Origin of the sequence: Bacillus sp. TH30 (assembly GCF_016650875.1) — a bacterium.
In the GTDB taxonomy this organism is placed as follows: domain Bacteria; phylum Bacillota; class Bacilli; order Bacillales; family Bacillaceae_G; genus Bacillus_A; species Bacillus_A mycoides.
In genome coordinates this window covers 1168125-1194283 of the sequence record NZ_JAEKEY010000002.1, presented here as the reverse complement: position 1 = coordinate 1194283, position 26159 = coordinate 1168125, and the positions used below count along the sequence as shown (strand labels likewise).

Below are 26159 nucleotides of genomic sequence, written 5' to 3'. Positions count from 1 at the left end.
TTTGAACTTTCTCCGATCCCAATTTTCTCTCATTATACAAGAAATACCCTATAGAATAGACTTTTTTTCAGTGTCTATTCTATAGGGTACATTTTAAAGTTCCGATGTCTTTTTTTATATTTGATAATCATGCAGCATTGCATAAGTCATTCAAAGATTCATAAGTAAAGGGGATGACACGATATGATTAACGTAGTATTTTCACTTGGCACGATTATTGCTTTGTACAATTAGTAAAAGTATAAAGAGGGGTGTTATCGTGCCGATTCAATCAGAAAAATATACAAATACAGTTGAAGTTGAAAATCCTTTAGAGGAATTTCAAGCTATATTAAAAGAGGCGCTTCATTTTTTAAGTTATCCAGACGAAGTATTCGAATTTCTGAAAAAACCAATGCGTTTTTTAGAAGTAAGCATTCCTGTTCGAATGGATGATGGAACAACAAAGGTATTTCAAGGGTATCGCGCTCAGCATAACGACGCAGCAGGGCCAACAAAAGGTGGTATTAGATTTCATCCAGATGTTACGGCAGAAGAAGTAAAAGCACTTGCTGGCTGGATGAGCTTGAAATGTGGAGTGACAGGACTGCCATATGGAGGCGCAAAGGGCGGGATTATTTGTAATCCACAGGAGTTGAGTTTTAGAGAACTAGAGTTACTGAGTCGTGGGTATGTAAGAGCAGTAAGTCAAATTGTGGGACCGACGAAAGATATTCCAGCACCTGATATGTATACAAATGCGCAAATTATGGCTTGGATGCTAGATGAATATGACCATATCAGGGAGTTTGACTCTCCAGGCTTTATAACCGGGAAGCCATTAATGCTAGGAGGATCACAAGGGCGGGAAACAGCAACTTCTAAAGGTGTATTGTATACACTTCAGTTAGTAAGTGAGTTAAAACAAATTCCGCTACAAAATATGCGAGTTATTATTCAAGGGTTTGGGAATGTTGGAGGTTATTTGGGAAAATATTTATATGATATTGGTGTGAAAGTAGTCGGGGTATCAGATGCTATAGGAGGAATTTATAATCCAGACGGTCTAGATGTTCCTTATTTACTAGAAAACAGAGATTCTTTCGGTGTAGTATCGAATCTCTTTAGTAAAACAATTTCTAATCAGGAGTTGTTAGAAAAAGAATGTGATGTACTCATTCCGGCGGCAATTGGAGGAGTCATTACAAAACATAATGCAGGAAAGCTTGGATGTAAGATTATCATTGAGGCTGCAAATGGACCAACAACAAAAGAGGCGATAACCATGTTAGAAGAAAAGGGAATTTTGGTTGTTCCAGATATTTTAGCAAACTCTGGTGGCGTGATTGTTTCATATTTTGAATGGTGTCAAAATAACCAAGGATATTACTGGACGGAGCAATATGTTGATCAATGTTTAAAGGAGAAAATTACATCTAGTTTTTCTAACGTACTTGATACTTCTAAACGCTTTGGAGTAAATATGAAAATTGCTGCCTATATGGAAGGGGCTCGCAAGATTGTAGAAGCATCGCGCCTAAGAGGTTGGTTGCATTTTTAACCTAAAGGGAGGGCTAAACTGAAACTGGATATTTTATTAGAAGAAGTGGAGAGACAACAAATCGGTTATTACTGTATTGTGTCGAATAGTCATCGTTACGATATAGCTGTTACGTATTCGCACCAGTTTCTTGGAAAAGCAATGGTTACCTCAATTCAAAATGGGAGAATGGTTTTATTAAGCCAAGAAGATATTGGAGAGGAACAATATTGGGCAACAAGGCTAGGCATTGAGGTAGAGGACATAGAAGAGTTTCAAAGCTTTTTCTATATGATTCTTCAGTCACAAAGGTTAGAAGAACAATATTAATAGAATAAAAGAAAGGGATGATTGATTATGTATTATGATATTATTACGAGTCCGTGTTATGGAATAATTGAAAAAGTGTCTATCGATAAGGATTCTCGAATTTATGAATGGGAGCCATTATTCGCTATTAAAGATATGAATGGTAAACTGGAAGTAATTAAGATGGGATGTAGTGGAGAAGTTCAATCTTTAGAAGTAGAAGCGGGAGATAAAGTAATTCCAGGTATGGTATTAGCTTATATTCAAGAAGATCTTTTCGTTAGTGGTAGTGATTAATGATAGAACTATGAGGAAGATGGAGGCACTCATCTTCCTTTTTTTATTAAATAAAGAAAGAAATGTTTTATTTTCAGATTAATTAAAAAAATCTGTATTTAATGATACAATACAAATTAAATAGTTCAAAGGAGGAATAGCAGAATGTTTTCCATCGCTCATACAAAAATTAGACCCATAGTTTCTCTACCTATCGATCAATCTGAAAAGGAATGGAATATAGATGTTAAAAATATAAAAGAATCGTTTCTATTTTTAAAAAGAGGAGAGAAATTATTTGCATACGTTCATGTGAAGGATCTGCTATCAAATAGTAAGGAATTAACTTCTAAGCTATTACTTTCAAATGCTGTTTCACTAGATACAATATGTCATCTTAGTAAAGATATTTCTTTAACAGCTCTTTTTCAAATTATTGGAGCGCCGATTGCCATAGTAAAAAATGAAGTGGATGAGCTAACGGGATATATAAGAAGAGAGGATGTTTTTGCAGAACTATTTAAACAAGAAAATCAGAGTGTTGATATATTGAAAATTATTTTAACGTCTATTCCAATGGGGATTTTTGTAGTAGATCGAGAAAAGAAAATTGTAAATTGTAATGAATCTGGTTTGAAGATGATTAAATCGACTCCTGAAAAAGTTATGAATGTACCAGCAGAACTGATTTTTAATGGAGAACACATTAATAACGTATTTACAAAGGGAAAAACGATCTTGAATCAATTACAAATCACAAATGAGATGGGTGTATTAGTTGACTATAGTCCGATTCCAAACTTTGATCAAAGTATTGAAGGAATGGTTATTATTGTGCAAGATTTGCCGATGGTCGAGGACATGGCGATGGAAATTGAATATATAAAGGATTTAAATAAAGATTTACATGCAATTTTGTCTAGCATTTATGATGAAATATTAGTTGTTAATCATAAAGGGGAATTAATTCGTTATAGTGAAACTGTTATCAATGATTTTTGGGGGAGTAATTTGAAGGACTTGTTAGGAAAAAATCTTTTAGACCTAGAAAAGAAAGGATTATTTAGTCCATCGGTTACGCGATTAGTGTTGGAAAAACAAAAAAAGGTATCAGTTGTACAAGAAACAAAAAGCGGAAGAAAAATATTAGCAGTTGGAAACCCTGTATTTAATGAAAACGGAGAGCTTCATCGTATTATTATTGCCTCCAGGGATATTACCGAAGCAACGAGATTGAAGACGGAATTACATGAAATAAAGAAGATATCAGAGCAATATAAGAAGGAGTTAGATGACTTTAAAAATAAAGATCGTTTTCTTAAGAAGCTTATTTACTGTAGTCCGAAAATGGAGCAAATTATTAACCAAGCTAAAAAAATAGCAGATTTTTCTTCCAATGTTCTTATTTCTGGAGAATCTGGCGTCGGAAAAGAAGTAATTGCTCAGGCAATTCATCAACTTGGAAACCGATCTTCAAAGCCATTTTTAAAATTAAATTGTGGTGCAATTCCAGAAACTTTGCTAGAAAGTGAACTATTTGGTTATACGAAAGGTGCTTTTACAGGAGCCGATAAAAATGGAAAAGAAGGATATTTTAAGCGAGCTGATCAAGGTATTTTATTTTTAGATGAAATTGGAGAAATGCCTTTACATTTGCAAGTAAAATTGCTTAGAGTCCTGCAGGAACAAGAAGTAATTCCTATTGGAAGTACAACACCTATGAAAATAAATGTACAAATTATTGCTGCTACAAATAAGAGCCTTGAAAAGATGGTCGAATCTGGAACATTCCGTGAAGATTTATTTTATCGCCTCAATGTAATTCCACTGCGAGTTCCTTCTTTACGAGAGCGAATGGAAGATGTTCCGGTACTTGCCTTTCATTTCTTACAACAGTTAAATAAAAAATATAATAAAAATTATCATTTAACTCCAGATGCACTTAATTTACTAGAGTTCTATTCATGGCCAGGAAATGTCCGTGAATTACAAAATATGATTGAACGTTTAGTCGTATCAGCAGACGATCCAGTAATTGAAGCGGAGTTTGTTAGTAAGTTTTTAACACCCGGTTATGACTTTAATAAATCAAAACCAGTTATTACAAGAGTATTACCATTACAAGAAGCGCTACATTCTGTAGAAGAACAATTGATTTTGCTTGCAATGAAGCAGTATAAAACAACGACTAGGGCTGCAAAAGCTCTTGGAATCAGCCAATCTTCAGTGAGTCGTAAATATCAAAAGATTGTTAGTGAAAAAGAGATAGCGGCTGATATCATCTCATATTCCTAAAAAAGGAGAAGGTCACATAGACTTCTCCTTTTTGTGTGCGCTCAGCATGTACATATTCTCTGGGATTCAAGTCCCGAGTGGTGAAGGCGGTAGCGGAATTGATTAAAGTTTCACTTTATGCAAAATGGAATAGTGTATGCGGAAATGCATAAAATGTTTGTTGTTTTTAAGAAAATAGTCAGTTTATCCCGATATTTGTGGGCAGTAAAACTCCCACCTCAAAATTCAGGTGGAGCAAAGAAGTTAGGTGGAAGCCCTGCTGTCCGTAAACGCCCGATTGGTGAGGGCTAATTAAAGTTTCACTTTATGTATGATTCTTTTGAATTTTAAATATTGGCATGGAAATTGCTTATAAATATATAAACGATCGATAAAGGGGGATTCAATATAGTGCTAGATTTAAAAATGTATGTAAACGGTGAATGGAGAGACTCTAGTGATCAAGAAAAAAGAACGATTATTAACCCTGCGAATGGCAAGGGTATAGCATATGCACCTGAGGGAACGATTGAGGATGCAAAATACGCGATAGAAGTGGCAAGAACGGCTTTCGATAGCGGAATTTGGTCAGCAACATCCACTGCTGAAAGGGCATCATATTTATTTAAAATAGCAGATGAAATTGATAAAAATATGGAAGAATTAGTATACCTTGAAACAATGGATAATGGAAAAACGTATCGTGAGGCAGAAGGAGATATTGGAGATGCAGCGGCTTGTTTTCGCTATTATGCCGGATTGATTACAAAGCCAGATGGTCAAACATATCATGTAGCCGATCCGATGCAAGCGATGGTTGTAAGAGAGCCAGTTGGTGTTTGTGGATTAATTGTTCCATGGAATTATCCGCTATTGATGAGTGTATGGAAAATTGCACCTGCTTTAGCAGCTGGAAATACCATTGTGTTTAAACCTTCTGAAGTGACACCAATCACTGCAACAAAGCTATTCGAAATCCTTGAAAAAGTAGGGCTACCAAAAGGTGTTGCCAATATGGTAATGGGGGCTGGTCCAATAGTAGGGAATGAAATTGCAGCGAGTAATAAAGTGGATATGATTTCCTTCACAGGTGGAACAAAAACAGGTAAGCACATTATGAGAACAGCGGCTGATAATATGAAAAAGATTTCGTTAGAACTCGGAGGGAAATCTCCAAATATTATTTTTGCAGATGCAGATTTTGAGACCGCTATTGATTATGCTCTATTCGGTATTTATGCAGGTAGCGGACAAGTATGTTCAGCAGGATCAAGAATCCTTGTCGAAGAAAATATTTATGATAAATTTGTTAATAGTTTTGTAGAGCGAGCACAGCAAATTAACGTTGGGCCTGGTGATAATCCAGAATCAGAAATGGGGCCACTTGTAAGTCAAGAACATATGGAAAAAGTATTACGTTATATTGAAATTGGGAAAGACGAAGGTGCAAACGTTGCTTGCGGAGGTAGACGAATAATGGAGGATGGAAAAGGTGATGGTTTCTTTATTGAACCAACAGTCTTTGTCAATGTAAAACCTGATATGCGTATTGTCCAGGAAGAAATCTTCGGTCCTGTTGTAGTAATTCAAAAGTTTAAAGACGAACAGGAAGCAATTGAGTTGGCAAACGGTACAGACTATGGTTTGGCTGGAGGAGTATTTACAGTCGATGGTGCAAAAGCAATGCGTGTGATTCGCAAACTTCGCGCAGGAATTACGTGGATTAATAGTTATCATCCAACATATAATGAGGCACCTTGGGGCGGATATAAGCAAAGTGGTATAGGTCGTAGTCTAGGAACGTTTGGTTTAGAAGAATTTCAAGAAATTAAGCAGATTAATATAAATCTAGAAGTAGAACCAATAGGCTGGTTTGCAAATAAAAAAAATGTAGGAGTGAATTAGATGGGAACGAACGTAGAAAATAAATTGAATGAGAAAGATGTAAAAGGTTCAAATATAAATGAGTATATTACGAAAGTACTACAGTTAATTGAAAAAGAAAAAGTATCTGAAGAAGAGGCAAATTGGATTCAAAAAGAAACAGTAGACGGATTTAGAGAGCATGTGAATCCTGGTTTTCTTGCTTATAGAAAAACAGTAACAAAAGATGGACAATTTGCAGCAGTAGAATGGTCAGATGAAGGATCTTGCTTCATGGATATTAACGGTAAAAGATATATTGACTGTTTAGGTGGATTTGGAATTTATAATGTTGGTCACCGTAATCCGAAAGTGGTAAAAGCTGTGACAGATCAATTAAAACGTCAAGCATTGCACAGTCAGGATTTACTAGATCCACTTCGAGCAATGCTTGCAAAGATTTTAGCGGATATTACACCTGGTGATTTGAAATACGCCTTCTTCACAAATAGTGGAACAGAAAGCGTAGAGGCAGCATTAAAACTAGCAAAAATGTATAGTGAACGAACAACTTTCATTGCTACAACGCGTGCTTTCCATGGTAAGAGCCTTGGTGCTTTATCTGGGACGGCAAAAGGAATGTTCCGTAAGCCATTTTTACCATTAATTCCGGGTTTCCGTCATGTTCCGTTTGGCGATATTGATATGATGAGAAAAACATTTGAGACATGTGCATTAGTGGGAGAAGATGTTGCAGCAGTTATTTTAGAACCAATTCAAGGAGAGGGCGGTATTATTTTACCTCCAGAAAATTATTTGAAACAAGTACGAGAGCTTTGTGATGAGTTTGGATCACTCCTTATCTTTGATGAAGTACAAACTGGAATGGGACGTACAGGAAAAATGTTTGCTGCAGAATTATATGATGTCGTGCCGGATATTATTTGTCTTGCGAAGGCGTTTGGTGGAGGTGTAATGCCAGCGGGAGCTATTGTTGCGAAAGAAGCAGTATTCAAAAGTTGGTTTGAAAATCCATTTATGCATACAACAACATTTGGAGGAAATCCTCTTGCATGTGCTGCTGCAATTGCAACAATCCATGTATTATTGGAAGAGAAATTACCGGAACGAGCTATGGAGGTTGGGGAGTATTTCTTGAATGGATTGAAACAAGCAGCAGAAGGGCACGAGGATAAAATCTTTGAAATTCGTGGTCAAGGTTTAATGATTGGGATTGAATTCCATAAAGACGAGATTGGTTATGAAGTGTCAAAGGCGATGTTTGATCAAGGAATTCTTGTTGCGGGAACATTAATTAACTCAAAAACAATTCGTATTGAACCATCCCTTACAATTAGTTATGAAGAAGTAGATACAGTTATTAATACGTTTAAATCTGTGCTAACTCAAGTAAAAGTAAAATAAATTTCGTATAAGGTTATATGTGAATTCAAACGATTGAAACTATAATTAGAATAGATTTACCTGTATTTTATTACAGGAAGGCAGTGTAACGAAAAGTTACACTGCCTTTTTATTACATTTTTTGTTGTAAGTATTTACATGTAATTTGTCTTAGTGTACTATTTAACTAACACACTAAGACAGGAGGGGAAAAATGAAAATCGAATTTTCTCCAAATACACCAATTTATATTCAGGTAATGGAATACACAAAGAAAGAAATTGTAACGGGTCATTTATTGCCTGGTGATAAAATTCCCTCCGTACGTGAATTAGCGAGTGAATTGCAAGTAAATCCAAATACGATTCAACGCACATTTCAAGAACTAGAACGGGATGGAGTTGTTGTAACACGTAGAGGAATGGGGCGATATGTAACGAATGAAGGGGAGAAAATTATGGAGCTGCGAAAAGATATGGCGAAAGAATTACTTCATTCTTTTATAGATGGAATGGACAATTTAGGTTTTTCAGAAGAAGAAATTCTTTCAATTCTTCGTTCTTCATTACATGAGAAAAGGGAGGAGAACGAATGACAGAGCTATTAAAAATAGAAAATCTATGGAAGCGATACGGATTGAAAGCAGTAATCCGGGAATTAAACATAGAGATTACAGAAGGAAAAATCGTTGGGCTTGTTGGAGATAATGGGAGCGGAAAAACGACGTTATTGAAAATGATTGCAGGCTTGCAACATCCTTCAGAAGGTAGCATAGCAATTAACGGTAAAAAAATAGGGTTAGAGACGAAAGAAATCGTTTCATTTATGTCTGATAAGCCAGTCTTTGATGATTGGATGACTGTAAAAGATGCATTATTCTTTTATAGAGATTTTTATAAAGACTTCGATATTCAAAAAGCAGTAGATACGATTGCGGAATTTAAAATACCATTAGAAGAAAAAATTACAGCATTATCAAAAGGTATGGTTGAAAAGCTTCAAATTATTTTAACGTTTTCTCGAAAAGCGAAGTTATACGTACTGGATGAACCACTTGGCGGGATTGATCTCGTTTCTAGGGAACATGTACTTGAGCTAATCCTTAAATTTTATCGTGAAGATTGTACGCTGCTTATATCGACTCATTTAATAAGAGAAATTGAAAATATATTTGATGAAGTAATCTTTTTGAAAGATGGAGAAATAATATTGCATGAAAATGTGGAAGAACTACGATTTCAAAAAGGGAAAGCAGTACATGAGCTGTTTAAGGAGGCCTATGAGACATGAATCAGCTTTTTCGTTATCTGTATAATTGTAATAAGAGAAAGATAGCCATTATTTACTTCGGATTTATTACAGTTTCATTAATTCTTTTATTTAATATGAAAGGAGTTTCAGGAGCTAGAATTTCAGGTAGGCAAGATATAATCATTATTATATTTTTTATCGTACTAGGTATAAATGGATTTGCAATTTTTCTAACAGGTATATCGTCTTTTCGAAAAATGCTAAAAAACTCTATGCTACGTTGTACTTCTATTTCAGCACAAAAGTATATATGTGCAAATGTTTTATTTTCTGTACTACTCTTTATGATTTTACTAGGAATAGGAATCATTTTTCTATACTATTTTTCTTTAAATATTTACAATGGAAAAACAAATTTAGGTGTTCAGCAAGCAATCCACAGTTTATATGATTATGGAATATTCCATCATATGTTATCTATTTTCTTATGGGGACTAGATTTTGTTAATATGCTAGTTTCAATTTATTTAATTATAGTAATTGTGAAGCTATTCAATGTGAAATCATCGATGAGTAAGATTGTTTGCGTAGTCTTATTCGTCATTTTTATCGCATTTAATGGGGGAATAACGTATATCTTTCAGCAAATAGAAAAGTATATGTTTTCCATAAATAATATTGGATTTATAGATCAAAATGGCTTTTTAAATACATCATTCTATTCTGGCACAGATATTACAGTTTTAAATCTATGTTTTAATTGTTTATTAACAATTATATTACTAGTCGTTACAGGTCGCATAATCGATAAAAAATTAGAAGTTTAAAGGAGGAATCGGCATTGGGAAACGTAGTAGTAAAGTTAGAGAATGTTCGAAAAAAAATTGGTGGAACGGAAATTATCCGCGGTTTATCATTTGAAGTTCGTGAAGGGGAAGTGTACGGGTTTCTTGGACCGAACGGTAGTGGTAAGACGATGACAATTCGTATGATGACAGGTCTTATTTCGATGACAGAAGGTGATATTACAATTTGTGGCCATAGTATTCGCACAGAGCGTGAAAAGGCGCTAGAGCAAATTGGAGCGATTGTAGAAAATCCCGAGCTATATGATTATATGACAGGAATGCAAAACTTAAAGCAGTTTGCAAACATGGCAATTACCCCAATTAGTAAAGAGCGTATCGCTGAAATTATAAAGCTTGTTGATTTAGAGCATGCCATTCATAAAAAGGTGAAAACATATTCACTTGGAATGAAACAACGCCTAGGAATCGCACAAGCGTTACTTCATCAGCCAAAAATATTAATTTTAGATGAACCGACAAATGGATTAGATCCAGCTGGTATTCGCCAAATTCGTGACTATTTACAACGATTAGCGAAGGAAGAAAATATTGCAGTCATTGTATCAAGTCATTTATTAAGTGAAATTGAATTAATGTGTGACCGCGTCGTTATTATAAAGCAAGGTGAGTTTGTGCAAGAGTATAACTTACATGAACAAGCGAAGCATGATGAAACGGTAGTTGTAGCGTTTGAAGTAGATCAAGTTCAGAAAGCAAATGAAATCATTAAAGGTAAGGAACAAGGGAATGTAATTGTGACACCTATAATGAAAGAAGAGATTCCGCAAATTGTAAAAGAGCTAGTAAATGCTGATGTACTCGTATACGGTGTTACTGTTCAAAATAAAACGTTAGAGGATGAATTCTTAGCGATTACAGGGGGAGTGAAAGCGTAATGTTTAAATTAATTCAAAATGAATTTTTAAAGTTACATGCGAAAAAAGGTATGTACATTTTAATAGGTGTAATTGCAGCATTGGAGATTTTGGGAGTTTTAGCGATGCTGAAATGGGGGGGAGGACATGAGTTTAAAGGATCATATTTAGACTTTGTAAGTTCAGATATGGGTTTAATTACCTTGTTTGCAACAATTTTTGGAATTACGATTGCTTCTCGTACAATTACTGATGAGTTTCAAAAAGGTACAATTAAGCAGTTATTAATCCGTCCGAGAAAACGAATTACAGTTTTGTTCTCTAAATATATTACAGTGTTACTTACTATATTATTTATCATATTTGCTAGCACGTTAATCGCAATGATTATTGGCGGGATTGTAATGGATGGTAGTAAAACAGAATTAACGTTAGGAATCATAATGAAGTCCATTTTATATCAAGTACTTTCACCGTTCTTCTTTGCAACTCTTGCCTTTTTCTTGGCAAACGTATTTAGAAAGTCTGTATTACCATTAATTATTACGTTGTTCCTATTTTTCTTGCAAGGAGCAATTAATATGGTGCTAATAATGTTTGCAAAAGGTGTAGCGAAATTTGTTGTGTTCTTCCATTTAAATTTAAGTGTTTACGACAGCAATAAATTAGTAAGCGATGGAATGGAACCACCATTTACAGAATTTACGTTTACAACTTCATTATTACTTGTAGTTGCATACTTTGCTGTATTACTTGTAGCATCAAGTGTATTATTCCAAAAACGTGACGTATTATAGTAGAAAAAATCCCCGTGTTAACGGGGATTTTTATTAACCAGCTTTTTTGATTTATGTAGCTTTTAAGTGTGGCAGATACATATTTACTTAGGAACATAATTGTAACTAAGTTGAAGAACATTGATATGGTATATCAAATAGGATTGTTATTATGTAATTTAATACGTATATTATTCGGAATAAAGTGAGAAAAATAGGAAGATTTTCAACTATATTCATATTATAATTTAGTTATCCGGCCATTTGTGGAGAAGAGCTACCCATAAAATACTGAATAAAGTTTCACTTTATCCCGCTATTTGCCGGGCAGTAAAACTCCCACCCAAAAATTCGGCTGGAGCAAAGAAGTTAGGTGGGAGATCAACTGCCCGTAAAAGCCCGATTGGTTCAACTAATAATCAGTGGGGGATGAACAAAACCCCCACTGATTAAAGTTTCACTTTATATCATCTCTGGAGGTGTTCCATATGCAACATGCATTTTCACGTATAAGGCTACGTAGTTTTTTTGGATGGATGATTATAGGGATGTTCCTGACGATGATTCCATTAAGGTTATCAGGTGCTTCTGACAATACGATAGAGTTACTGTCACAAATATCAATATTTTTTGCATTTCCACTATTGTGGCTATATTTAAAAACAAGTAAAAATAATGTTGTTTTTAAAAGCTTTTTTGATAAGCCTGGACGTTTACATTGGGGGTTAATTGTATTAGCAACGATCATGGGAATGATTTTTGCAGTCGGTATATCCCAAATTCAATTTTATATTTTAGCACATACTTTACCTAATTTCTTAGTTACCATGTTAGAAGATGGAAATGTAATTAATACGAGTAACATATACATGACGATATTTACTTTCATTTCAGCATGTGTATTAGCCCCAATAATGGAAGAGGTTATTTTTAGAGGTTTTTTCTTGCAGCGAATGGCGTACAAATGGGGGATTAAACGAGCGGTTATTATATCCTCTCTTATTTTTGGACTAGGACATTTTGATGTTATCGGTGCTTTCATGTTCGGTGTTATTATGTGCCTTCTATACATAAAGACAAAAAATATATGGACGAATATTGCTGTGCATGCTCTAAATAATTTGATTGCAACGAGTATGCAATTTGTAGGTGGAGATGGAAGTGACGCAATCTCGATTACTGAATTACAAGCACAAAGTAATTTATGGATCGGCATTGGTCTTGTGATTATCGGTTTATTATGGTTCATTCCTTTTACTTGGAACCAGTGGCGTACAGTAAAAGAAGTTGGTGTGCCACCGATTCGTTTCATAAATGAAGAAAAAGTAGTGAATACATCAGAAGAAAATGAAATATATAGCCAAGTGATAGTAACAGATAGATTGATGGCTGTAGAACTACCTGATGAAGCTGTAAATAAGCTTCGGTTAGAAGAAAATGATTATGTAACAGTTTCTGTAGAAGAAGATAAAATTGTTATAAAGAAAGCGCATAATAGATAATTAAAAAGTAGCTCCTAAAGAGCTACTTTTTAATTTGTAATAATCTCTACACGAAAATTATTACCGTTCTTTACATATTTAATATCTGTAACGATCCGAACGGTTTTTAGAAGTTCAACTTTTTCACCAATTCGAGGGATGGTCGGAACATTGTCCCAAATACCAAGCAAGTCATCTAATTGTGCCGTTTTTTCATAAAACCAGATTTTCAATGTAAAGCCCCTTTCTCGAACTTTATGTATTTTAATACATGATATATCATTTTTATTCTTAATGTAAGGGGTTTTTACTCTTTTTGTGAATAAAGATGAATTAATCTTCTGGGAATATATGTTCAATGTCCGGAGTAAGAGCTACTTCTGATAATACGATATGAGAAACTGTCGTTGCATATGAAGAAACATCATTGATAAATTCTTCAAGTTCAACGAGTGAAGGAACAGAGATTTTTACAATGTAGCATAAGCTTCCTGTTACTCGGTAACAAAAACTTGCAGATGGATAAGACTGAATAAACTGTTGCATACGTGTTGTATCACCATTTTTTAAAGTGATTTCTAAAATACAATCTAAAACAAGTCCTGCTTTTTTATAATTGATATCGATTGTGTATTTTTGAATAATCCCTTCACTTTCAAGTTTACGTACACGTTCTGTAGTAGACGGAGCCGATAAGTTTACTCGTTTTGCTAATTCACGCATCGAAAGGCGGCTATCATTATATAATTCATTTAAAATTTTTCGATCAACACGGTCTAATTGCATTTGTAAATATACCTCCAGTAAAATGATAATTTTTGTAAAGAAAAATTTAAAATTAAGATTCATATGAAATGTAAAGTGAACTTTATTTATTTTACAATAAAAAAGAAGGGAATAGGAGGGGAAATGATGGAGAGAATTACATTATCAAATGTAGGAGATACAAAGTTTCAAAAATTATTAGGTCATAATCCAGATATATTAAATTCGTGGAGTACGTTAGAGAATACACTGTATAGTACAGGGGCCCTTTCCGTAGAGTTAAAGGAGCAAGTAAGAAGAACATTAGCGTTTGGGAATGAATGTCCGTACTGTATGGCAAAGGGAAAGCCGGATGATATACAAAAAATAGAAGAAATTAGCGTAGCCGTTACTTTTGCACATGCATTTGTTCATGACCAAAAGGCGATAGATGATAATATGTTTCATATATTAAAACAATATTGGACTGAAAAAGAAATTGTAGAGCTTTGTGCCTATATTTGTTTTATTACTGCTTCGCAGCAACTTGGTTTTCTGTTTCAATTACAGCCCAATTAATTAGGAGGATATTATGCTTAATCAAGCAGCACTTATAATCATTGATGTACAGGAAGCATTCAACTTACCATACTGGGGCGTGAGGAATAACCTTTTGGCGGAAGAAAATATGAAAAGTTTGTTAGAAGAATGGAGAAAAAGAAAACTACCAGTTTTTCATATTCAACATGTAAATAAAGAAAATGTTCAATCGATGTTTTATCAACATGCGGAAACGGTAAACTTTAAAGAAGAAGTGCAACCAATGCCAGATGAAATAATTATCCAGAAATCCGTTAATAGCGCGTTCATTGGGACAAATTTGGAAGAACAATTAAGAGAACAAGAATGTAATACGGTAGTGATTGTAGGATTAACAACAAATCATTGTGTGGAGACTACAACACGGATGGCAGGTAATTTAGGGTTTACAACGTATTTAGTGAGCGATGCGACGGCTACATTCAATCGTAAAGGTCTGGACGGGACAGAGTATAGTGCAGAGGACATTCACAATATGACACTTGTAAACTTACATGATGAATTTGCCAAAATCGTTACGACTGAAGGTGTTTTAAAATTATTTTAAGAAAATAATTGTGGAATTATGTAGAAAAAAATAAGAATATTTCGTATAATCTAAGTATAATCATTTTGAAAATAGGGGTGTCATCATATGGAGCAAATTCCAGTAAAGAAAATAGAAGAAGTACTCGTTTTAGCAGGAGATGATAAACAAAAGCAAAAGGAATTTTATGAATTGCTCTTAACAACGGAGTTTTATGTTGCTGGTTCACTTGAAGCAGAAGACGGGGCAACGGAAGGAACACTTCGTTTGCGTCATTTCCAAGGAGAGGGTAGATGGATCGTTCCGTTCTTTACACAATTGAAATTTGTAAAAGATGTGTTGCCAGAAGGTACACCCCTTATTACGATACGTGGAAAAGAATTATTGGGTAGCATCGAGAAAGATGCGACAGCTGTATTAAATGTTGGAACAGATATGAGTAAAACATTTATTCCAGAAGAAATTGCAGAGATAGCATCAGGACGAATCTTTAATTATTATAAGTAAAAGGAAAAGCTTAGCAGCTTTTCCTTTTTAATTTGAACATGGAGTGGCTATACCAGAAGAAATAGAAACAGTTTTGTTAGTTGTATTTATTGTTGCTGTAGCTCCGAGGGGAATACCGATATTTGGACTTATATGTCCAATCGGTAAACCGAATAACACAGGTATATTATATGGCGTGAAATATTCATATAATATTGTTTGCAATGATTGAGATGGCTTAGAAGGGTTGCAGTCGTGACAACTTGTAAAAATAACGCCGCTGCATTCATTAAACTGTCCAGATAAAAGTAGTTGATTTAACATCCGGTCAATGCGGTACGGTTCTTCACCAATATCTTCAAGCAATAAAAGTTTATTTGACGTATTTATCTCATAGGGCGAGCCAATTATACTTGTTAACACAGTTAAATTCCCTCCAACTAATGTGCCTGTAACTGTACATGGAGAGGTAGGTACGATACATTCTGATGCATATAAGATAGATGAATACGGATGGAATAGTTGATTGAAAGAAGATAAGGAGAGAGAATCTATACCTTTTCCTAATTCTTCAATCATTGGACCATGAAAAGTAACCAGCTCCGCATAACGTGAAAAGGCAGTATGTAAAGCCGTAATATCGCTATATCCCCAAAAAATCTTTGGATTCCGTTGAATGATTTCATATTGAATGTAAGGGAGGAGACGAGCGCTGCCGTAACCACCTCGTGCACAAAAGACTGCTTTGACCTCAGTATTTGTAAATGCTTCATGTATATCATCAAGACGAACTTGATCACTTCCAGCTAAATATCCATATTTTTCATAAACACTCTTTCCAATTATTACGGATAATCCCATCTCTTGTAATACGTTCACACCTTTTAATATATTCTCAAGTGTTGGTGGGCCAGACGGTGCAATAACCATTACCGTATCACCTTTTTGCAACGCATTTGGATAAATCATTGTTCTCAGCCTCCTTCTCTTTCAATATATTCGCTTGAGCGAAAGTTCAATCCTTGTAAAAGAAGGGGAAAGCATGTCATATAAAGAAGGTATAGGGAAAGTAGGAGGGAAAATGATGTTTACAAGTCGAGTAATAGATATATTACAAATTAAGTATCCGATCATTCAAGCAGGTATGGCAGGAGCGATTACAACGTCAGAACTTGTTGCAGCTGTGAGTAATAGCGGAGGATTAGGTACGCTTGGAGCAGGGTATATGAGCCCAGAACAAATCCGTGAAGCGATTTATAAGATAAGGGAACTAACAAATAAGCCTTTCGGTGTTAATTTACTTTTAACGAAAGAGATACAGATAGAAGAAGAGAAGGTAAACGAGGCGAAAGTATTACTTAGTGGAGTGAATAGAGAATTAGGTATAGAGGAAGAAAAGACTTTAAAACTTCCAAAAAGCTATAAAGAACAATTACAAGTATTATTAGAGGAAAAGGTACCAGTCGTTAGTTTTGCATTTCAAACGTTAGAAAAAGAAGAAATAGATGATTTGAAAAAGGAAGGGATAAAAGTTATCGGAACAGCTACCCATGTAGCGGAAGCGAAAGCACTTGCTAAGTTAGGGGTAGATATTATTGTCGGGCAAGGTAGCGAGGCAGGAGGGCATAGAGGAACGTTTATTGGGAAAGAACAAGATGCGATGATTGGTACATTTGCATTAATCCCGCAATTAGTAGCGGAAGTACCTCATATCCCGATTGTTGCAGCAGGTGGTGTAATGAATGGGCAAGGGCTTGTTGCGGCATTTGCGTTAGGGGCAGAAGCTGTTCAAATGGGATCAGCCTTTTTAACGAGTGAAGAAAGTATTACGCATGACGTGTATAAAGAGGCGATTTTACATAGTACAGATACGAGTACAACGGTAACCCGTGCGTTTTCCGGGAAATATGCACGGGGTATTCGTAATGAATTTATAGAGAAACATGAAGGAAGAGAAGAGAATTTACCGATGTATCCAGTGCAAAACGTATTAACTTCAAAAATACGTCAAGAAGCAGCGAAGCAAAATAAGGAAGAGTATATGTCGCTTTGGGCGGGACAAGCATCATCATTAGCACGAACGGAATCAGCTCAGCACGTAGTGAAACGTGTCATGAAAGAAGCAGAGAACGTAATTGAACAATTACAAGATGTATATAAAAAAAGACCACTTGAATAATTCAAGCGGTCTTTTCGTTAGTTTGCTTTATAAAATTGTTGGATAGCTTCGTCGATGTAAACCCAGCCTTTCCAACCTAAGTGCATATGATCTTTTAAGAAGTACTTATCATATTCATGATTTGAGAAATCAGCAATTGGATAGCCAGCTTGCTTAATTTGCTCATGAACTTTATTGTAGTATAATTCGCGTTTTTCTTTCGGGAAGCCAGCGTAATCATACCAAGGACCTTTTACAGGAACAGAAATGAAGAGCGGTTTTGCGCCAGATTGTTTTAATAAATCAAGTACAATTTGTAAATCTTCATATTCTGGTGATTGGTCATAAGCATCATTTTTTAAGTAACCTTCACGTTGTTTTAATTTCTTCTTAATTTTGCTATTGAAGTAATCATCTTCGATACCATATTCGTTAGAGCTTGATTCTACTGCACCTGTTTGATCAGCATGCTTACGAGCTTCTTCCCAGTTCATTTGTTTCAATGATGGATCAAGCTGTTCTTTATGCGGCTTAATATTAAACATAACTGTAAATAAATCTTTACGATCTAGAATGTTACGATAAATATAAGCGAAAGGTTTAGCAGCAAGTGCTTTTACTTTATACTTTGTATCATCGTAGGCGATACCTTCAAGCGAAATTTTTAATAAAGTTTCTTTTTTAACAATCTCAAAGTTTAATAAGCGTTTTGCAATTTGTTTTTTCATTTCAGGTTTTAAATCATCGTTGAAAATGAAGTGGTAACCTTGTTGTTTTGAAAAGTTAGGTGCAAAGTGTGTCTCATCAATACCTTGTGGTACAAACCATTGCGGAGAAAGAACGAATATCATTTTCTTATCTTTCAATTGATCCATTGTAGATGTGAAGTTTAATACATGTACAAGGTCTTGTGTTCCACCGCGCCCAAGTAGGAATGGTGTGAATCCTTCAGGCTTTACTTTGAAATAATTCGATGGATGGAAAGCATCCATACGTGCGAATTCCGATGAACCGTACATCGGAAGATATTTCGGGTCTGCTAACATCTTTTGCTGTAAAATCATACTTTGAATCTTTTCTTCTTTTAAAGAAGTCGCAGCTTGTTCTACTTTCTCATCACTTAAAAGTGGGAGTAGGAAGCGCGTAGGAATAAGTAAGAATACAGCAAAAAGGGCCAATGCTAAAAGCATCGGACCAAATTTCACTTTGTTCATCGGATTTCTTCTAACTTTTTAATAACCATATTTGGTGTAGCCCACTCATCGCGGTCAAAATCAGAAATAGAAACTTCAATCTCTAAACGCTCTTGGAATTCTACTAATAAAGATACTACAGCGAAAGAATCAAGAATACCTTCTTCAAATAATTGAACATCTAAGTTTTCTTTCACAATATCGTTTTCACATACTTCTTCTAAAATATCTAATACTTGCTCTTTGAATTCTGCCATTTTTAAAATCTCCTTTATATCCGAAATATATTATATGTGCAACTTCTTAATAGTATAAGAAGGGTGCATTAAAAGTATCTGTTAAGGTGTCCAGAGAAGATCAGGAAACCGAAACATACAACGTGGAACGTAATTACAATCGCAAGGACGTGTGTAAATTTATTGTTTGGCCAAAACTTATGCTTCTTGTTTTTTCGTTCGAAAATATCGAATAAAATAAACAGTGCGGCATGATATAGACCATAAATAACATACTGCGCAACAGCGCTTCCTTGGATGTGCCAAATTCCCATAATGAAAAAGTTTAAAAATGCACCGATATACGAAATTGTGTAACGGTTTTTAATTAACTTTTTCTTCGTTGCAAAAAAGACGAAACGCATGTAAATAAAATCACGGAACCAGAATGATAAACTCATATGCCAGCGGTTCCAGAAGTCTTTAATGTTACGACTAAGGAAGGGCTTATTAAAGTTTTCTGGAGTTTTAATTCCCATCATGTAACTGATACCAATTACGAACGCACTATAACCTGCAAAGTCAAAGAATAACTGCATGCTAGTAGCGTACATAAAAATCACATTAGATAAAAGTGTATCTTGATTGGCGAATACTGCCTTTACAAGATATGTTGTTATCAAGTGCGCGATTATAAATTTATACAGAAAACCTTGGAAAATACGGTTAATCCCTGTATATAGTAACTTTTGATATTCCTCAGCACTAGGCGGCTTTTGAATATCTTTTTGGAATCTACGGTAACGATCGATAGGTCCACTTGAAATCGCAGGGAAGAATAAAACGAATTCCCAGAAATTAAAGAAGGAAAGTTCTTTAATTAAATTATCACGAACTTCAAAGACCATCTGTACAGCTCTAAATGTTACGTAAGACATACCTGCGAAAACAATAAAATGCAATTCAGGTACAAATGGTGCGATTTTTGCCAAAATAAGCGGTAAAATCGATAAAATAACAGCTATACAAAACGTGAATGTACTATTATTTTGTTTTCTTAAAATTAAATAGCCTTTAATAAGGGCATATTGCCAAATAATAAATGCGGCTAACATGATTGCTTGCTTCGGTTTATCAGAGAAGATAATAACGAGCATTACTAATGTTAAAACGGCATTATATTTACGCAACATTTTACCTTTTAATCCAGCTATGATAGTAGGTATTAATAAAATGCCTACTATAGCGAAAAAATAAAATGATCCATATGCGGTCATGCTGTAACCTCACTCAATAATTTTTTGCGATCTACCTTTCCATTTGGTGTCATTGGAATAGAAGATTGATACATGAATTTACGTGGAATCATGTAATTTGGTAATCGCTCATTGAGTTCTTTTTTGATTGCAGATGTTAATTTGAATTCTTTTTCAAACGAATGCTCTCCAGGAACAACAACCGCTAATAAGTAATCATATTTTTCACCTTTTTTAATTGGAACAACAACTGCACCTTCTACGTAAGAACACGCGCGAAGATGATGTTCGATTTCTTCTAATTCCATTCGATAACCATGAAGCTTAATTTGGAAATCAAGACGACCATTATAGAATAGAAGACCATTTTCTACATAGCCAGCATCACCTGTTTTATAGGCACGCTCACCATCAATCATGGTAAATACTTTTTCTGTTAATTCAGGGCTTCCTAAATAGCCAACGCTTACGCTTGGACCGACAATTACGATTTCACCTTTTTCACCGTCAGGTGCAATTGTACCATCTTCTTTCATAATAAGAAGGCGACAGTCTGATTTACAGTAGCCAACTGGAAGTGATTTGTATTGATCAAGCACTTCTTCTGTAACGTGAATGCCTGTTACAGCAACAGTAGCTTCTGTTGGACCGTACGTATTCATAATTGCTGCTTTCGGGAAACGCTCAATTAATTTTCTAGCTACTTCATTTGGCAACACTTCACCGCAGAATAAGAATGTTTTCATGTTTGGTAGCATACTTTCAGAGAAAGAGGCTTCCATTAAACACATTTCTGCGAAAGATGGTGTCGAAGTCCATACTTGTATATCCGATTGCTCTAAAGAAGCAAACAAGTCTTTTGGACGTGCAATCATGTCTTTATCGATTGCCCATAGTGTGCCACCCGTTACTAATGATGGGTAAATATCCATTACAGATAAATCGAATGAGAAAGGTGCTTGGTTTAAGAATACTTGCCCTGTTTGTAAGTTGAAATCTTCTACAGCCCATTTTGTAAAGCTAACAAGACAGTTATAAGTAATCTGAACCCCTTTCGGATTACCTGTACTTCCTGATGTGTAAATAATGTAGAAGTTCTCATCACCTTTTACCGCATGTTCAGGATTTGGAATGTTCCCTTTATGAGTAAAGAAAATATCTTTTAAGTTGTCTTCACTTACGATACGAACTGGTAAATCAGTTACAGTTACTTCAGTTCCTGATAAAAGTAATTTCGCACCAGAATTTTCAGCGATACGTTGTACGCGATCAGCTGGGATAGATAAATCTACAGGAATGTAAGCATGTCCAGCTTTTACACAACCTAAAAAGTTAATAATCATTTCAGGTTGCATATGGCCATAAACCATAATTGGTGAACGATCATCTGGATACTCAGAAGAAATCCAATGTGCTAACGCATCAGAATCTTCCTTTAATTGTTTGTACGTAATTTTCGCATCTCGCCAAACAAAAGCGGTTTGATCAGGCGTTTCTACAGCCCACTTTTCAATTTGTTCTAATAACTTCATAACGTTCCCACCCTAAAATTCGTTGTAAATAAATGTACTTGTGTTTGTATCATGGAATCCATACAACCAAAGCAATGCAAATAAAATTGCAAGGTAATAAACCGTCTTTGCAACCCATTGTGTGAGTGGTTGAGACCATATCTCTTTTAATCTTTCCATGTCTTTCCCTCGCTTAATGAAATAATAGCTCTTTGTAGGTATCATGTCCTACATTATTGTGAAAAAAACAAAATCCCACATTTTAGGTAAAAATAAGTCAAAAGGCTCTTTTCTGATATTAGCACTAAATACTAAAAAAGAAAATCCCTAACTTAGCAATTATATTACATTCAGCATGAATTTGTAATGGGTTTGACATGTAAATAGGAAGTGGATTGTGTGAATGTATAAAAGTGGATTGTGAGAAGGCGGGAAAATATAATATTTGTTTTGTTATTCCTGAATTGGAGTGGGTTAATAATCACTGGGTACTTAGTACATTTTCAAGGTATAGAGCCTTTTAAAAGGAGGTAATTATTATGAAAAGAGAGTGGAGGAGTTTTATTTCAGAGGAAAATATCATTAAATGGAGACGGCATTTCCATAAGTATCCGGAATTATCGTTTCATGAAAAAGAAACTTCGCAATTTATATATGAAACATTATGCTCATTTTCTTCTTTTGAAGTAACGAGACCAACGCAGTACAGTGTGCTAGCAATTAAAAGAGGAAGGCAACAAGGGAAAGTAATTGCGATTCGAGCTGATATAGATGCTTTACCAATCCAAGAGGAAACAAGGAAACCTTATACGTCTGTGCATAAAGGAATAATGCATGCATGCGGGCATGATGCTCACGCAGCTATTTTATTAAGTGCAGCAGAGACGATAGCAAATATGAAGGAAGATTTTGCAGGCGAAATCCGTCTGTTCTTTCAGCACGCAGAGGAAGTGTATCCCGGTGGTGGACAAGAAATGGTGGAGGCCGGTGTTATGGACGGCGTCGATTATGTAGTAGGTTTGCACGTTATGTCTGGATTAGAAAGTGGAAAGATAGGAATTGTATATGGCCCTATGATGGCAGCACCAGACGTATTTACAATTGAAATTTTAGGAAAGGGTGGTCACGCGGCACGACCAGAAGAAACGATAGATCCTATTGCTATCGGAGCACAAATTATTACAAATTTACAACATATCGTATCAAGAAATACAAGTGCTTTTATGCATAGAGTAGTGTCAGTTACACAATTTCATGGGGGGATGGCCGATAATATCATTCCTAGTGCAGCAGCTTTAATGGGAACTGTTCGATCTTTTAATCAAACATTAAGAGAGGAAGCAAAAGAGAAAATTGAGCAAATTGTAAAAGGAATTACAGAAGCACATGGGGGAGATTATACATATACGTATCGTTACGGATATGATCCAGTTGTTAATAATGAGTACATTACGAAAATAGTAGAAAAAAGTGCGATAAAATTGTTCGGAAATCAGCGTATTGTGCATCTTGAACCTTCTATGGGAGGAGAAGATTTTTCAGCGTATTTAAGAAAAGCACCTGGTTGTTTCATTAAATTAGGAACAGGGAATAAAAATATTGATACTTGTTATCCACATCATCATCCGAAATTTGATGTGGATGAATCGGCTTTAATTAATGGAGTGGAACTATTTTTAGAGACAACTATAAGACTACTAGAAACTGATAAAGCATAAAAAAAGGCAACTGCACTCTATTGCAGTTGCTTTTATTTCTTCCGTCAGAGAGGGCTGAGAAAGAACTATGCTCATTTATAGTATATGAATAGCTAACGGACAAGCTTGTACATTTTAACTATTTTTTAAAAAATAGTTATTGACTTTGATAATCAATTTCAATTAATCTAATGGTATAATTGAAATTGATAATTATTATCAATGAAACAGATGAGGAACCTTAATGAGAAAAACATTTCACCTTTTACGAAGGGGATTAAAAAATAAAGATGTTGATAAGCATATTGAATGGCAACGAAATGTAATTCGTTCTGAATATGTAGATGAGAAGAGTACACTTCAAACAGAAAAAGAGATACAAGGTAAAAGGAGAGGTTCAGTTGAGTAAGTTAGTAATGATTTTTGCAAGTATGAGTGGAAATACAGAGGAAATGGCTGACCATATTGCGGGTGCGATTCGTGAAACAGAAAATGAGATTGAAGTAATTGATATTATGGATACACCAGAAGCTTCTATATTAGAGCAATATGACGGGATTATTTTAGGTGCTTATACTTGGGGAGATGGTGATCTTCCTGATGATTTTTTAGATTTTTATGATGCAATGGATTCTATTAACTTAACTGGTAAAAAAGCAGCTGCATTCGGTTCTTGTGATTCGGCTTATCCGAAATACGGGGTAGCGGTTGATATTTTAATAGAAAAGCTGCAGGAGCGCGGGGCAGCAGTTGTGTTAGAAGGATTGAAAGTAGAATTAACGCCAGAAGATGAAGATGTAGAAAAATGTTTACAGTTTGGAGCTGAATTCGTAAAACACCTTTCTTAATGGCAGAAGGGAGATGAAGAGCAATTGCATGAGAAAATCTCAATCAAAACGATGACAGATTACCATTTGTATGATTTTATGCGTTGTCCGCATAAATTTTATTTCCGTCATATAAAAAGAAGAGAACCTTCTTCATTTGAATGGCAACAAATAGCGCAAATGATTGTGAATCAAATTATTAATGAATATTACACGCTACCTGCGGGCCAACAAACGAAAATTGTACTTTTAATATTAATAGAAAAGTATTGGAAAAAAGTAAGGATTAATATGTTTGCTTCAAAGGCGGAGTACTATATTGTTTTAGCGAAGCTAACTGATCACTTATTACAGTTTGTTGAAAGGGATGATAGTCAGGCACCGCCGTTATTTTTATATGAGAAGTTTCAAACATATATGGAAGAGTTAGGTGTCCACATGTCATTGACATTTGAAGTTGGTGAGTGGAGTACTGAATCGTTTGTAATTAAAAAGTATGTTATCGATGCGGATGAGGAAATGCTTGCTCTTTGTCAGAAGCTAATGACAGTATTCAGTTATAAAGCTTTCGGTATTCTTCCAGGGAAAATTGAAGTTATTAATTTAATAGAAGGAACTAAGTATGAGTACATTCCAAAGCAGGAAGATATTATAACTGGAATGGATGATTTATTTAGAATGAAAGAAATGTTGCAGCAACCTGAGCACTATACAGAGCGTCATTTTCGTTCTGAGTGTATGAGTTGTGCGTTTCGTAGTGAATGCCAAAGGGAAGAAGTAAAGAAAGAAGCGAAGCAGAAGAAAAATATAGTACATTAAAGGATGCAATTTTGCATCCTTTTTTGTTATTGACATGAAAAGCTTTTCATCATTTACCGTATATTTGTAGCAGAGTAATAAAGGGAGGAATAATCAATGAAAGATGAAACGGCAGTATTTCAATGGTTAAAAGAACAGAATGCTCCTTTTGGAATTCAACTGCAAATTTTACAGGCATTTCAATTGTATAAAGTTATTGTTGAAATGGATAAAAAGTTAATGATGTATGAGGAGAGAGAGTATAGGGAGAGAATTTAATCTCGTCCCTGCAGTATTGCTTTAAGCTGTTCTTCATTCTTCTTTAATGTTAGTTCGTTGTTTGTTTCAATGTTATAAATAAGGTTATGTAGTAAAGGGCTGTATTGATAAAAGGTAGTGATGCGGTGAATGAATAATGGATCGCGGTGAGAAATAAGTGCACTGTATTGTTCATATACAGATGTAGTAAACTCACGACCGAAATCATAATATAGCCCAGCAAAATCAAAAGCGGGATCGCCAATTTGAGCATCTCCAAAATCGATAACACCTGAAATGGTTTTGTTCAAGTTGTTAAATAAAATGTGGTGATGTGTAAAGTCAGCATGGATGATTGTATTTTGAAAGGTAGACTTAGCTATACAGGTAAAGAAATTTTCGAATAAACGATTTAAGGCTGATTTCTGTAATGAAGTAAGATTGTTAGTAAAATATTGATTTAATTTTGTTTGTAGTTCTTTCCAGTAGGTAAGTGTTTTTTCGATAGGGAACCCTAGCGTTTCAGTACGTTTTAAAGGAATACTATGTAAAGCCGCAAGGAAAGTGGCTAATTGTGTAATAATTACTTCAAGTTCTTTTTTCTCTAGCTTTGCAAGTAGTTCAGTTGTTAACGGTTCACCATGAATGAGAGGATAATAGCTGCAAAATGGAACCGTATTACAATCATTCTTATACAATAAATGATACTTAGGAATCTCGATTTCTTGTAATGAATGAGAAAGAATTGTGCACAGTTCTTTTTCTAACGGAATTCGGTTTGCATATTCAAGTTTTCGTGGGAAACGAAATAGTAGTTCGGCATTTATAATAACCGTTATATTATCCCACCCTTCTTCATTTTGTATATATGAATGTATAGAAAGATCTGGTAGAGCTTCTTTTATATATTGTTTGTAAGAGTCCATAATTGTTCCTCGTTTCTAAGTTAAAGGTAGGGTATTCCATTTTATGATATCAGAATTTTCTTTCTATATGTTAAAATATAACTATCAT

Annotated in this window: 30 protein-coding genes; 21 read left to right on the top strand and 9 right to left on the bottom strand. The window is 34.9% G+C overall.

Features of this window, described 5'->3' with window-relative positions:
• The first annotated feature begins 259 nt into the window (after window positions 1–259).
• The 12 genes from JFU20_RS08315 (at window position 260) to JFU20_RS08260 (ending at window position 12897) form a co-directional block, all read left to right on the top strand.
• On the top strand, window positions 260–1540 hold the full coding sequence (locus JFU20_RS08315) for a Glu/Leu/Phe/Val family dehydrogenase (RefSeq protein WP_002011504.1): 1281 nt from the start codon (window positions 260–262) through the stop codon (window positions 1538–1540).
• Between the two features lie 18 nt (window positions 1541–1558).
• The gene (locus tag JFU20_RS08310) at window positions 1559–1849 is read left to right on the top strand and encodes an SAV0927 family protein (RefSeq protein ID WP_002011503.1); all 291 of its coding nucleotides are present in this window, start codon (window positions 1559–1561) and stop codon (window positions 1847–1849) included.
• 27 nt (window positions 1850–1876) lie between these two features.
• Window positions 1877–2125 carry a biotin/lipoyl attachment domain-containing protein gene (locus JFU20_RS08305; protein WP_002011502.1) on the top strand — a complete coding sequence of 83 codons (249 nt, stop codon included), beginning with the start codon at window positions 1877–1879 and terminating at the stop codon, window positions 2123–2125.
• 144 nt (window positions 2126–2269) lie between these two features.
• Window positions 2270–4399: a sigma 54-interacting transcriptional regulator gene (locus tag JFU20_RS08300; RefSeq protein WP_002011501.1), complete on the top strand. Its 2130-nt coding sequence runs from the start codon at window positions 2270–2272 to the stop codon at window positions 4397–4399.
• A 390-nt stretch (window positions 4400–4789) separates the two neighbouring features.
• Window positions 4790–6283 (top strand): aldehyde dehydrogenase family protein, encoded by a 1494-nt coding sequence (locus tag JFU20_RS08295; protein WP_002166103.1) that lies wholly within the window; start codon window positions 4790–4792, stop codon window positions 6281–6283.
• Window positions 6284–7666 (top strand): putrescine aminotransferase, encoded by a 1383-nt coding sequence (locus tag JFU20_RS08290; protein WP_002011496.1) that lies wholly within the window; start codon window positions 6284–6286, stop codon window positions 7664–7666.
• 193 nt (window positions 7667–7859) lie between these two features.
• Window positions 7860–8240, top strand: a complete 381-nt coding sequence (locus JFU20_RS08285; protein WP_002011495.1) for a GntR family transcriptional regulator — start codon at window positions 7860–7862, stop codon at window positions 8238–8240.
• Window positions 8237–8935, top strand: coding sequence for an ABC transporter ATP-binding protein (locus JFU20_RS08280; protein ID WP_002166102.1), 699 nt, complete (start codon window positions 8237–8239; stop codon window positions 8933–8935). Before JFU20_RS08285 ends, JFU20_RS08280 begins: the two co-directional genes overlap by 4 nt.
• Window positions 8932–9723, top strand: coding sequence for a hypothetical protein (locus JFU20_RS08275; RefSeq protein ID WP_002166101.1), 792 nt, complete (start codon window positions 8932–8934; stop codon window positions 9721–9723). Before JFU20_RS08280 ends, JFU20_RS08275 begins: the two co-directional genes overlap by 4 nt.
• Before the next feature lie 14 nt (window positions 9724–9737).
• Window positions 9738–10640, top strand: a complete 903-nt coding sequence (locus JFU20_RS08270) for an ABC transporter ATP-binding protein (RefSeq protein ID WP_002011491.1) — start codon at window positions 9738–9740, stop codon at window positions 10638–10640.
• Window positions 10640–11416 (top strand): ABC transporter permease, encoded by a 777-nt coding sequence (locus tag JFU20_RS08265; RefSeq protein ID WP_002011490.1) that lies wholly within the window; start codon window positions 10640–10642, stop codon window positions 11414–11416. Before JFU20_RS08270 ends, JFU20_RS08265 begins: the two co-directional genes overlap by 1 nt.
• A gap of 467 nt (window positions 11417–11883) precedes the next feature.
• On the top strand, window positions 11884–12897 hold the full coding sequence (locus tag JFU20_RS08260; protein WP_002140948.1) for a CPBP family intramembrane glutamic endopeptidase: 1014 nt from the start codon (window positions 11884–11886) through the stop codon (window positions 12895–12897).
• Window positions 12898–12926: 29 nt separating this feature from the next.
• Here the strand turns inward: JFU20_RS08260 and JFU20_RS08255 are convergent, their stop codons facing one another.
• Together JFU20_RS08255 and JFU20_RS08250 are read right to left on the bottom strand one after the other, a co-directional pair.
• Window positions 12927–13109: a DUF3913 family protein gene (locus JFU20_RS08255; RefSeq protein WP_000707108.1), complete on the bottom strand. Its 183-nt coding sequence runs from the start codon at window positions 13107–13109 to the stop codon at window positions 12927–12929.
• 100 nt (window positions 13110–13209) lie between these two features.
• Entirely contained in the window at window positions 13210–13662 is a 453-nt protein-coding gene (locus JFU20_RS08250; protein WP_002011610.1) for an Lrp/AsnC family transcriptional regulator, read from the bottom strand.
• 123 nt (window positions 13663–13785) lie between these two features.
• Between JFU20_RS08250 and JFU20_RS08245 the strand changes: the two genes are divergently transcribed.
• The 3 genes from JFU20_RS08245 (at window position 13786) to JFU20_RS08235 (ending at window position 15253) form a co-directional block, all read left to right on the top strand.
• Entirely contained in the window at window positions 13786–14199 is a 414-nt protein-coding gene (locus JFU20_RS08245; protein ID WP_170935223.1) for a carboxymuconolactone decarboxylase family protein, read from the top strand.
• A gap of 13 nt (window positions 14200–14212) precedes the next feature.
• Window positions 14213–14767, top strand: coding sequence for a cysteine hydrolase family protein (locus JFU20_RS08240; protein WP_002011612.1), 555 nt, complete (start codon window positions 14213–14215; stop codon window positions 14765–14767).
• Between the two features lie 87 nt (window positions 14768–14854).
• Window positions 14855–15253, top strand: coding sequence for an SseB family protein (locus JFU20_RS08235; protein ID WP_002011614.1), 399 nt, complete (start codon window positions 14855–14857; stop codon window positions 15251–15253).
• Window positions 15254–15280: 27 nt separating this feature from the next.
• Here the strand turns inward: JFU20_RS08235 and JFU20_RS08230 are convergent, their stop codons facing one another.
• Window positions 15281–16201 carry a S66 peptidase family protein gene (locus JFU20_RS08230; RefSeq protein WP_002011617.1) on the bottom strand — a complete coding sequence of 307 codons (921 nt, stop codon included), beginning with the start codon at window positions 16199–16201 and terminating at the stop codon, window positions 15281–15283.
• A gap of 73 nt (window positions 16202–16274) precedes the next feature.
• Here JFU20_RS08230 and JFU20_RS08225 point away from each other — a divergent pair, with 73 nt between their 5' ends.
• Window positions 16275–17411 (top strand): NAD(P)H-dependent flavin oxidoreductase, encoded by a 1137-nt coding sequence (locus JFU20_RS08225; RefSeq protein ID WP_002140949.1) that lies wholly within the window; start codon window positions 16275–16277, stop codon window positions 17409–17411.
• Window positions 17412–17428: 17 nt separating this feature from the next.
• On the opposite strand, the gene dltD is transcribed toward JFU20_RS08225, so the two are convergent.
• The 5 genes from dltD to JFU20_RS08200 form a co-directional block, all read right to left on the bottom strand.
• Complete coding sequence (gene dltD, locus JFU20_RS08220; RefSeq protein ID WP_002126231.1) at window positions 17429–18604, bottom strand: D-alanyl-lipoteichoic acid biosynthesis protein DltD; 1176 nt, start codon at window positions 18602–18604, stop codon at window positions 17429–17431.
• Window positions 18601–18840: a D-alanine--poly(phosphoribitol) ligase subunit DltC gene (gene dltC, locus JFU20_RS08215; RefSeq protein ID WP_002011622.1), complete on the bottom strand. Its 240-nt coding sequence runs from the start codon at window positions 18838–18840 to the stop codon at window positions 18601–18603. Before dltC ends, dltD begins: the two co-directional genes overlap by 4 nt.
• A 68-nt stretch (window positions 18841–18908) precedes the next feature.
• Window positions 18909–20075 (bottom strand): D-alanyl-lipoteichoic acid biosynthesis protein DltB, encoded by a 1167-nt coding sequence (gene dltB, locus JFU20_RS08210; RefSeq protein ID WP_002126234.1) that lies wholly within the window; start codon window positions 20073–20075, stop codon window positions 18909–18911.
• Entirely contained in the window at window positions 20072–21586 is a 1515-nt protein-coding gene (gene dltA, locus JFU20_RS08205; protein WP_002011625.1) for a D-alanine--poly(phosphoribitol) ligase subunit DltA, read from the bottom strand. Before dltA ends, dltB begins: the two co-directional genes overlap by 4 nt.
• A gap of 12 nt (window positions 21587–21598) precedes the next feature.
• Window positions 21599–21745, bottom strand: a complete 147-nt coding sequence (locus JFU20_RS08200) for a teichoic acid D-Ala incorporation-associated protein DltX (protein WP_002011626.1) — start codon at window positions 21743–21745, stop codon at window positions 21599–21601.
• Between the two features lie 359 nt (window positions 21746–22104).
• Here JFU20_RS08200 and JFU20_RS08195 point away from each other — a divergent pair, with 359 nt between their 5' ends.
• From JFU20_RS08195 to JFU20_RS08175, 5 genes are all read left to right on the top strand, one after another.
• A complete protein-coding gene (locus JFU20_RS08195; RefSeq protein ID WP_002011627.1) occupies window positions 22105–23283 on the top strand; it encodes an amidohydrolase in 1179 nt (392 codons plus the stop codon).
• A gap of 223 nt (window positions 23284–23506) precedes the next feature.
• Window positions 23507–23671, top strand: coding sequence for a hypothetical protein (locus JFU20_RS08190; RefSeq protein WP_002011628.1), 165 nt, complete (start codon window positions 23507–23509; stop codon window positions 23669–23671).
• The gene (locus tag JFU20_RS08185) at window positions 23664–24110 is read left to right on the top strand and encodes a flavodoxin (RefSeq protein WP_002086759.1); all 447 of its coding nucleotides are present in this window, start codon (window positions 23664–23666) and stop codon (window positions 24108–24110) included. The genes JFU20_RS08190 and JFU20_RS08185 overlap by 8 nt, the downstream gene beginning before the upstream one ends.
• A 24-nt stretch (window positions 24111–24134) precedes the next feature.
• Complete coding sequence (locus JFU20_RS08180) at window positions 24135–24908, top strand: hypothetical protein (RefSeq protein WP_002166100.1); 774 nt, start codon at window positions 24135–24137, stop codon at window positions 24906–24908.
• 96 nt (window positions 24909–25004) lie between these two features.
• The gene (locus JFU20_RS08175) at window positions 25005–25166 is read left to right on the top strand and encodes a hypothetical protein (protein ID WP_002126244.1); all 162 of its coding nucleotides are present in this window, start codon (window positions 25005–25007) and stop codon (window positions 25164–25166) included.
• Here the strand turns inward: JFU20_RS08175 and JFU20_RS08170 are convergent.
• Window positions 25163–26071 (bottom strand): aminoglycoside phosphotransferase family protein, encoded by a 909-nt coding sequence (locus tag JFU20_RS08170; RefSeq protein WP_002011633.1) that lies wholly within the window; start codon window positions 26069–26071, stop codon window positions 25163–25165. The genes JFU20_RS08175 and JFU20_RS08170 overlap by 4 nt on opposite strands.
• Window positions 26072–26159: the final 88 nt, after the last annotated feature.

Coding starts and splice junctions, on each gene's coding strand:
- JFU20_RS08305 (WP_002011502.1), top strand. CDS start 1,877: ATGTATTATGATATTATTACGAGTCCGTGTTATGGAATAATTGAAAAA.
- JFU20_RS08300 (WP_002011501.1), top strand. CDS start 2,270: ATGTTTTCCATCGCTCATACAAAAATTAGACCCATAGTTTCTCTACCT.
- JFU20_RS08290 (WP_002011496.1), top strand. CDS start 6,284: ATGGGAACGAACGTAGAAAATAAATTGAATGAGAAAGATGTAAAAGGT.
- JFU20_RS08285 (WP_002011495.1), top strand. CDS start 7,860: ATGAAAATCGAATTTTCTCCAAATACACCAATTTATATTCAGGTAATG.
- JFU20_RS08280 (WP_002166102.1), top strand. CDS start 8,237: ATGACAGAGCTATTAAAAATAGAAAATCTATGGAAGCGATACGGATTG.
- JFU20_RS08275 (WP_002166101.1), top strand. CDS start 8,932: ATGAATCAGCTTTTTCGTTATCTGTATAATTGTAATAAGAGAAAGATA.
- JFU20_RS08265 (WP_002011490.1), top strand. CDS start 10,640: ATGTTTAAATTAATTCAAAATGAATTTTTAAAGTTACATGCGAAAAAA.
- JFU20_RS08260 (WP_002140948.1), top strand. CDS start 11,884: ATGCAACATGCATTTTCACGTATAAGGCTACGTAGTTTTTTTGGATGG.
- JFU20_RS08250 (WP_002011610.1), bottom strand. CDS start 13,662: ATGCAATTAGACCGTGTTGATCGAAAAATTTTAAATGAATTATATAAT.
- JFU20_RS08245 (WP_170935223.1), top strand. CDS start 13,786: ATGATGGAGAGAATTACATTATCAAATGTAGGAGATACAAAGTTTCAA.
- JFU20_RS08240 (WP_002011612.1), top strand. CDS start 14,213: ATGCTTAATCAAGCAGCACTTATAATCATTGATGTACAGGAAGCATTC.
- JFU20_RS08235 (WP_002011614.1), top strand. CDS start 14,855: ATGGAGCAAATTCCAGTAAAGAAAATAGAAGAAGTACTCGTTTTAGCA.
- JFU20_RS08230 (WP_002011617.1), bottom strand. CDS start 16,201: ATGATTTATCCAAATGCGTTGCAAAAAGGTGATACGGTAATGGTTATT.
- JFU20_RS08225 (WP_002140949.1), top strand. CDS start 16,275: ATGTCATATAAAGAAGGTATAGGGAAAGTAGGAGGGAAAATGATGTTT.
- dltD (WP_002126231.1), bottom strand. CDS start 18,604: ATGAACAAAGTGAAATTTGGTCCGATGCTTTTAGCATTGGCCCTTTTT.
- dltC (WP_002011622.1), bottom strand. CDS start 18,840: ATGGCAGAATTCAAAGAGCAAGTATTAGATATTTTAGAAGAAGTATGT.
- dltB (WP_002126234.1), bottom strand. CDS start 20,075: ATGACCGCATATGGATCATTTTATTTTTTCGCTATAGTAGGCATTTTA.
- dltA (WP_002011625.1), bottom strand. CDS start 21,586: ATGAAGTTATTAGAACAAATTGAAAAGTGGGCTGTAGAAACGCCTGAT.
- JFU20_RS08200 (WP_002011626.1), bottom strand. CDS start 21,745: ATGGAAAGATTAAAAGAGATATGGTCTCAACCACTCACACAATGGGTT.
- JFU20_RS08195 (WP_002011627.1), top strand. CDS start 22,105: ATGAAAAGAGAGTGGAGGAGTTTTATTTCAGAGGAAAATATCATTAAA.
- JFU20_RS08190 (WP_002011628.1), top strand. CDS start 23,507: ATGAGAAAAACATTTCACCTTTTACGAAGGGGATTAAAAAATAAAGAT.
- JFU20_RS08175 (WP_002126244.1), top strand. CDS start 25,005: ATGAAAGATGAAACGGCAGTATTTCAATGGTTAAAAGAACAGAATGCT.
- JFU20_RS08170 (WP_002011633.1), bottom strand. CDS start 26,071: ATGGACTCTTACAAACAATATATAAAAGAAGCTCTACCAGATCTTTCT.